Genomic DNA, 7,099 nt, shown 5'->3' with positions numbered 1-7,099 from the left:
CACCCGCACGCCGCCCAGCAGCCGGTCCCGTTCGAGATCACCCAGGTCGCGCAGTAGTCCGGCCACAACCAAGACTGAAGAGAGCTGAGGAGAACCGTGGCCGAGACCACCGCCGAGACCCCGATCGAAGAGGTCGAGCAGTACACCACCGAGACCCCCGAGGGCGTCGAGGAGTACACCACCGAGTCCCTCGCGTCCCGTTTCGGTGAGCCCCAGCCGGGCGCCGGCACCGGGCGCCGGAAGAACGCCATCGCCCGCGTGCGCATCGTGCCGGGCAGCGGCCAGTGGAAGATCAACGGCCGCACCCTGGAGGCCTACTTCCCGAACAAGGTGCACCAGCAGGAAGTCAACGAGCCGTTCAAGGTTCTGGAGCTGGACAACCGCTACGACGTCATCGCCCGCATCAGCGGCGGCGGCGTCTCCGGCCAGGCCGGCGCGCTGCGCCTGGGCGTGGCCCGCGCCCTGAACGAGGCGGACGTGGAGAACAACCGCGGCCCGCTGAAGAAGGCCGGCTTCCTGACCCGCGACGCCCGCGCGGTCGAGCGGAAGAAGGCCGGTCTGAAGAAGGCGCGCAAGGGCACCCAGTACAGCAAGCGCTGATCCGCGCCCTGCTGTCCGCCGGAACCCCTGGGATCCGCCGATGAGCGCCCCGACAGCACCGTCACGGTGCGTCGGGGCGCTCGTCTTCGGGCCGCCGCTGACTCCCGGACCGGCGCGTCCGGTGGGGCGACCGTCGGCATGCCGGGTGTACGGCCGTGCCGCATCCGCCGCCCAGGGGCGTATACCTGGATGGACCGGGTCCGCGGCAGGCCCGGAGAGCTCAGCTCGGAACTCGGAGGAACCACGGTGGGACGACTCTTCGGTACGGACGGTGTGCGCGGGGTCGCCAACGCCGACCTGACCGCCGAAATGGCGCTCGGTCTGTCGGTCGCGGCGGCGCACGTGCTCGCCGAGGCGGGCACGTTCAAGGGCCATCGCCCGGTGGCGGTGGTCGGACGTGATCCGCGCGCGTCCGGGGAGTTCCTGGAGGCCGCGGTGGTGGCCGGGCTGGCCAGCGCGGGCGTGGACGTGCTGCGAGTGGGCGTGCTGCCAACCCCGGCGGTGGCGTACCTGACCGGCGCGCTCGGCGCCGACCTGGGCGTGATGCTGTCCGCCAGCCACAACCCCATGCCCGACAACGGCATCAAGTTCTTCGCCCGCGGCGGCCACAAGCTCGCCGACGAGCTGGAGGACCGCATCGAGCGGACCTACCGCGAGCACGCCTCCGGCGAGCCCTGGGACCGCCCGACCGGCGCCGGGGTGGGCCGGGTGAAGGAGTACGACGAGGGCTTCGACAAGTACGTCGCCCACCTCGTCGGCGTCCTGCCCAACCGGCTCGACGGGCTCAAGGTCGTCATCGACGGCGCGCACGGCGCGGCGGCGCGGGTCTCCCCCGAGGCGTTCGCGCGGGCGGGCGCCGAGGTGGTCACCATCGCCACCGAGCCCGACGGGCTCAACATCAACGACGGCTGCGGCTCCACCCATCTGGAAGGACTGCGCGCGGCCGTCGTCGAGCACGGCGCCGACCTGGGCGTGGCCCACGACGGCGACGCCGACCGCTGCCTGGCCGTGGACGCGGCGGGCGAGGAGGTCGACGGCGACCAGATCCTCAGCGTGCTGGCCCTGGGCATGAAGGAGGCCGGGACGCTGCGGGGGAACACCGTGGTGGCCACGGTGATGTCCAACCTGGGCTTCAAGCTGGCGATGGAGCGCGAGGGCGTGGAGCTGCTCCAGACGGCGGTCGGCGACCGCTACGTGCTGGAGGAGATGAAGCGCGGCGGCTACTCGCTGGGCGGTGAGCAGTCCGGGCACGTGATCGCCCTGGACCACGCCACCACCGGCGACGGCACCCTGACCGGTCTGATGCTGGCCGCGCGGGTGGCCGCCACCGGCCGGCCCCTGGCGGAGCTGGCGGGCGTCATGCGGCGGCTGCCGCAGGTGCTGATCAACGTGCGGGACGTGGACAAGACCCGGGTCGGTTCATCGGCCCGGCTGGCCACCGCCGTGAACCAGGCGGAGAAGGAGCTGGGCGAGACCGGCCGGGTGCTGCTGCGCTCCTCCGGCACGGAGCCGCTGGTGCGGGTGATGGTCGAGGCGGCCGATCTCGAACAGGCCCGTGCGGTGGCGGAGCGGCTGGCGGACGAGGTCAAGTCGGCGCTGGGCTGACCTCCGGCGCGGACCGCGCCGGAGCGCGCGGTCCGGTTGCGACGGCAGGAGGCGGGGGCGGCCGGTGGCCGCCCCCGCGCCCGTTCCTCCGGCGCGGCGCCCCGGGCGAGGGCCGCGCCCTCCGTGCGGTGCGGCGGAACGGCCGGCCTCCGCCGCCCGGCGGTGCGCGTCCGGCGGCCGGTCAGAGCTTGCGCAGCGACAGCCGCTGGACCTTGTGGTCCGGCCCCTTGCGCAGGATCAGGCCGGCGCGGCCCCGGGTCGGGGCGATGTTCTCCTCCAGGTTCGGGCGGTTGATCGTCCGCCAGATCCCGCGCGCGTAGTCCAGTGCCTCCTCCTCCGACACCTGCGTGTACCTGCGGAAGTAGGAGAACGGGTTCTGGAAGGCCGTCTCGCGCAGCTTGCGGAAGCGGCCCAGGTACCACCGCTCGATGTCCTCGGTGCGCGCGTCCACGTAGACGGAGAAGTCGAAGTAGTCGGCCACGGCCAGCCGGGTGCGGCCGTCCTTGCCCGGCAGGGCCGGCTGGAGGACGTTGAGGCCCTCGACGATCAGGATGTCGGGGCGGCGCACCGTCAGCACCTCGCCCGGGACGATGTCGTAGATCAGGTGCGAGTAGACGGGGGCGGTGACCTCCTCCCGGCCCGACTTGACGTCCGCGACGAACCGGGTGAGGGCCCGGCGGTCGTAGGACTCGGGGAAGCCCTTGCGCGACATCAGCCCGCGCCGGTGCAGCTCCGCGTTCGGGAACAGGAAGCCGTCCGTGGTCACCAGCTCCACACGCGGGTGCTCGGGCCAGCGGGCCAGCAGCGCCCGCAGCAGCCGGGCCACCGTGGACTTGCCGACCGCGACGCTGCCGGCGACCCCGATGACGAACGGGGTGCCGCGCTGGGCGCCGTGCCCGCCGCCCGCGTCGCCCAGGAAGGTGTTGAGCGCGCCGCGCAGCCCGTGGGTGGCGCCGACGTAGAGGTTGAGCAGCCGGGACAGCGGCAGGTAGACGTCCCGCACCTCGTCGAGGTCGATGACGTCGCCGAGCCCGCGCAGCTCCTCCACCTCCGCGGCGGTCAGGGGCAGCGGGGTCTTCTCCCGCAGGGCGCTCCACTCGGCCCGCCCCAGGTCGACGAAGGGGCTCGCGTCGGACGGCCGGCCGCGGCGCTGCTGCGACAGGGCGGCGGACGCGGTGGAGGGCCCGGGGGCGGTGACGGGGGTGGACACGGGCCCATTGTCGGGCCGCGCGCGGCCGGTCTCACGGCCGTTCCCATGTGATCAGCAGCACAGATGTGCGTGCGAGGGGGTGTACGTGGCGGGCCGGCGCGGATACGTTGACCGCATTCGCGCGCTTGCTCCATGTGTGTGCACCCGCCGTGCGGGTCCCTGCCCGCTCCGGCGGGGCCCGCGTACCACCGGTCCGGAGGGGATCCGTATGCCGTTGCCGTTCCGGCGCTCCCGCACAGCGCGGCGCCGCTTCACCGCGCGCACCTCCGCCGAGGCGTGCGACGCCCGGGCGTGGGAGGAACTCCTGGACGAACTGCCCGAAGAGGACCTGGGGGAGCACCCGGACGACGTGCTGGACACCTACCGGCCGGGCGGCAGGCCGGGGTGCGAGGAGGCGGAGTACCTGGAGATCGTCAGGCGGGCGGTCGGACGAATAGGGCGAGGGCGCTGACACTTCCCGCCCCCGACTGCCCTTAGGCTGCATCGCATGTGCGGAATCGTTGGTTATGTGGGAGGGCAGTCCGCCCTCGACGTCGTCATCGCGGGACTGAAGCGGTTGGAGTACCGCGGTTATGACTCGGCGGGCGTTGCCGTCCTCGCCGACGGCGGGCTGGCCGCCGCGAAGAAGGCCGGGAAGCTGGGCAACCTCGGCAAGCTGCTGGACGAGCGCCCGCTGCCGGCCGGCGCCACCGGCATCGGCCACACCCGGTGGGCCACCCACGGCGGGCCGACCGACGCCAACGCGCACCCGCACCTGGACAACTCCGGGCGGGTCGCGGTCGTCCACAACGGCATCATCGAGAACTTCGCCGCGCTCCGCGCGGAACTGGCCGAGCGCGGCCACGAGCTGACCTCCGAGACCGACACCGAGGTCGTGGCCCACCTGCTCGCCGAGAACTTCTCCTCCTGCGGCGACCTGGCCGAGGCCATGCGGCAGGTGTGCCGCCGCCTCGAGGGCGCCTTCACCCTCGTCGCCGTCCACGCCGACGAGCCCGACACCGTCGTCGGCGCCCGGCGGAACTCGCCGCTGGTGGTCGGCGTCGGCGAGGGCGAGAACTTCCTCGCCTCCGACGTCGCCGCGTTCATCGCCCACACCCGCGAGGCCATCGAGCTGGGCCAGGACCAGGTCGTGGAGCTGAAGCGGGACCGGGTGACGGTCACCGACTTCGACGGTGCCCCCGCCGACACCCGCGCCTACCACGTGGACTGGGACGCCTCGGCCGCCGAGAAGGGCGGCTACGACTACTTCATGCTCAAGGAGATCGCCGAGCAGCCCAAGGCGGTCGCCGACACCCTCCTGGGCCGCATCGACGAGGCCGGCCGGCTGGCCCTGGACGAGGTGCGCATCCCCGACCACGTCCTGCGCGAGGTGAACAAGGTCGTCATCGTGGCGTGCGGCACGGCCTACCACGCCGGGATGATCGCCAAGTACGCCATCGAGCACTGGACGCGCATCCCCTGCGAGACCGAGCTGGCCAGCGAGTTCCGCTACCGGGACCCGATCCTGGACCAGCGCACGCTCGTCGTCGCCATCAGCCAGTCCGGCGAGACCATGGACACCCTGATGGCGCTGCGCCACGCCCGAGAGCAGGGCGCCAAGGTGCTGGCCATCTGCAACACCAACGGCTCCACCATCCCGCGCGAGTCCGACGCGGTGCTCTACACCCACGCCGGGCCCGAGGTCGCGGTCGCCTCCACCAAGGCGTTCCTGACCCAGCTGGTCGCCTGCTACCTCGTCGCCCTCTACCTGGGCCAGGTGCGCGGCACCAAGTGGGGCGACGAGATCGGCTCGGTGATCCGGGAGCTGTCGCAGATCTCCACGGAGGTCGAGAAGGTCCTGGCCACCATGGAGCCGGTGCGGGAGCTGGCCCGCTCCCTGGCCGACAAGGACACCGTGCTCTTCCTCGGCCGCCACGTGGGCTTCCCCGTCGCCCTGGAGGGCGCGCTCAAGCTCAAGGAGCTGGCGTACATGCACGCCGAGGGCTTCGCGGCCGGCGAGCTCAAGCACGGCCCGATCGCGCTGATCGAGGAGGACCTGCCGGTGGTGGTGGTCGTGCCGTCGCCGCGCGGCCGCTCCGTGCTGCACGACAAGATCGTCTCCAACATCCAGGAGATCCGGGCCCGGGGCGCGCGGACCATCGTCATCGCCGAGGAGGGCGACGAGACGGTCGTGCCGTACGCCGACCACCTGGTGCGCATCCCCGCCACGCCCACCCTGCTCCAGCCGCTGGTGGCCACCGTGCCGCTGCAGGTCTTCGCCTGCGAGCTGGCCACTGCCCGCGGCAACGAGGTGGACCAGCCGCGCAACCTGGCCAAGTCGGTGACGGTGGAGTGAGTCCGCGCAGCGGTCGGACGGCGCGCGGCGGGCGCGCCCGGCGGGCGGGGGGACGCGGATGATCGTCGGGGTGGGGATCGACGTCACCTCGATCGACCGCTTCGCCGGCGCGCTGGCCCGCACCCCCGCCATGGCCGAGCGGCTGTTCACCCCCGCCGAGCAGACCCTGCCCGGCGGGGAGCGGCGCTCGGTGGCCTCCCTGGCGGCGCGCTTCGCCGCCAAGGAGGCCCTGGCCAAGGCGCTGGGCGCGCCCGGCGGACTGGTGTGGACGGACGCGGAGGTGCACGCCTCCGAGCACGGTCAGCCGCTGCTGCGGGTGACCGGCACCGTCGCCGCCCGCGCCGCCGAGCTGGGCGTGCGCCGCTGGCACGTCTCCCTCAGCCACGACGCGGGGGTGGCGACGGCCTTCGTGGTCGCCGAGGGCTGACGGCGGGAGGCCGGCCGCCGGAGCAGGCCACCGGGAACCGGTCGCCGGGAAGCGACCGCCGGGAACCGGTCGCCGAAGGGCGGCCGTTTCCCGGGTGGGCCCGGCGGCCGGCAGTCACACTGAGGGCATGAGAGATGCCTACAGCGTGCAGACCGTACGGGCCGCCGAGCGGGAGCTGATGGCGCGCCTGCCCGCCGGGACGCTGATGCGCCGCGCCGCCGCCGGGCTGGCCGCCGCCTGCGCCGGGATGCTCGGACGCGTCTACGGCACCCGGATCGTCCTGCTGGTGGGCAGCGGCGACAACGGCGGGGACGCGCTCTTCGCCGGGGCGTACCTGGCCCGGCGCGGCGCCGGGGTGACCGCCGTACTGCTCAGTCCGGAGAAGGTCCACGCCGGCGGGCTCGCCGCGCTGCGGGCGGCCGGGGGCCGGGCCGTCGCGTCCCCCGCCGCCCGCACCGTGCTGGAGGGCGCCCCCGCCGACGTGCCCGCGCTTGTGCGGCGGGCCGATCTGGTGGTGGACGGCATCGTCGGCATCGGCGGCCGGGGAGGCCTGCGGCCGGACGCGGTGGAGATCACCGACGCCGTCGAGGCGGCCGGGGTGCCCGTCGTCGCCGTGGACCTGCCCAGCGGTGTGGACGCCGACACCGGAGAGGTGCGCGGTGTGGCGGTGCGGGCGGCGGCGACGGTGACCTTCGGGGCGTACAAGCCGGGCCTGCTGGTCGATCCCGCGCGCGAGCACGCCGGGGCGCTGCGGCTGGTCGACATCGGCCTGGGCCCGTACCTGGAGGCGGCCGAGCCGGTGGTGCGCGCCGCGCAGCACGCGGACGTGGCCGCCCTGCTGCCCCGCCCGTCGGCCGAGAGCGACAAGTACCGGCGCGGCGTGGTCGGCGTCGCGGCCGGCTCCGCCCGCTACCCGGGCGCG

The 7,099-nt window shown here is 74.0% G+C and carries 7 protein-coding genes; 6 read left to right on the top strand and 1 reads right to left on the bottom strand.

Annotated features, from left to right (window positions below):
- The first annotated feature begins 96 nt into the window (after positions 1-96).
- Positions 97-600, top strand: coding sequence for a 30S ribosomal protein S9 (gene rpsI / locus ACLIYP_RS28435; RefSeq protein ID WP_093851435.1), 504 nt, complete (start codon positions 97-99; stop codon positions 598-600).
- Positions 601-846: 246 nt separating this feature from the next.
- Positions 847-2,205: a phosphoglucosamine mutase gene (gene glmM / locus ACLIYP_RS28430; protein WP_412715966.1), complete on the top strand. Its 1,359-nt coding sequence runs from the start codon at positions 847-849 to the stop codon at positions 2,203-2,205.
- Between the two features lie 181 nt (positions 2,206-2,386).
- On the opposite strand, the gene coaA is transcribed toward glmM, so the two are convergent.
- Positions 2,387-3,367 carry a type I pantothenate kinase gene (gene coaA / locus ACLIYP_RS28425; protein ID WP_093660736.1) on the bottom strand — a complete coding sequence of 327 codons (981 nt, stop codon included), beginning with the start codon at positions 3,365-3,367 and terminating at the stop codon, positions 2,387-2,389.
- A 256-nt stretch (positions 3,368-3,623) separates the two neighbouring features.
- Between coaA and ACLIYP_RS28420 the strand changes: the two genes are divergently transcribed.
- The 4 genes from ACLIYP_RS28420 to ACLIYP_RS28405 form a co-directional block, all read left to right on the top strand.
- Positions 3,624-3,866, top strand: coding sequence for a hypothetical protein (locus ACLIYP_RS28420; protein ID WP_412715965.1), 243 nt, complete (start codon positions 3,624-3,626; stop codon positions 3,864-3,866).
- A 36-nt stretch (positions 3,867-3,902) separates the two neighbouring features.
- Entirely contained in the window at positions 3,903-5,750 is a 1,848-nt protein-coding gene (gene glmS / locus ACLIYP_RS28415; protein WP_412715964.1) for a glutamine--fructose-6-phosphate transaminase (isomerizing), read from the top strand.
- Positions 5,751-5,808: 58 nt separating this feature from the next.
- Complete coding sequence (locus tag ACLIYP_RS28410; protein ID WP_412715963.1) at positions 5,809-6,177, top strand: holo-ACP synthase; 369 nt, start codon at positions 5,809-5,811, stop codon at positions 6,175-6,177.
- 127 nt (positions 6,178-6,304) lie between these two features.
- A partial coding sequence (locus ACLIYP_RS28405; protein WP_412715962.1) for an NAD(P)H-hydrate epimerase occupies positions 6,305-7,099 on the top strand: 795 nt, incomplete at its 3' end.

Source organism: Streptomyces nanhaiensis (assembly GCF_046614825.1).
Classification (GTDB): domain Bacteria; phylum Actinomycetota; class Actinomycetes; order Streptomycetales; family Streptomycetaceae; genus Streptomyces; species Streptomyces radiopugnans.
This window is presented reverse-complemented; position numbering and strand designations above follow the sequence as displayed.

Excerpts from the sequence above, each read along its gene's own strand:
- ACLIYP_RS28420 (WP_412715965.1), top strand. The coding sequence starts at position 3,624 with ATGCCGTTGCCGTTCCGGCGCTCCCGCACAGCGCGGCGCCGCTTCACC.
- glmS (WP_412715964.1), top strand. The coding sequence starts at position 3,903 with ATGTGCGGAATCGTTGGTTATGTGGGAGGGCAGTCCGCCCTCGACGTC.
- ACLIYP_RS28410 (WP_412715963.1), top strand. The coding sequence starts at position 5,809 with ATGATCGTCGGGGTGGGGATCGACGTCACCTCGATCGACCGCTTCGCC.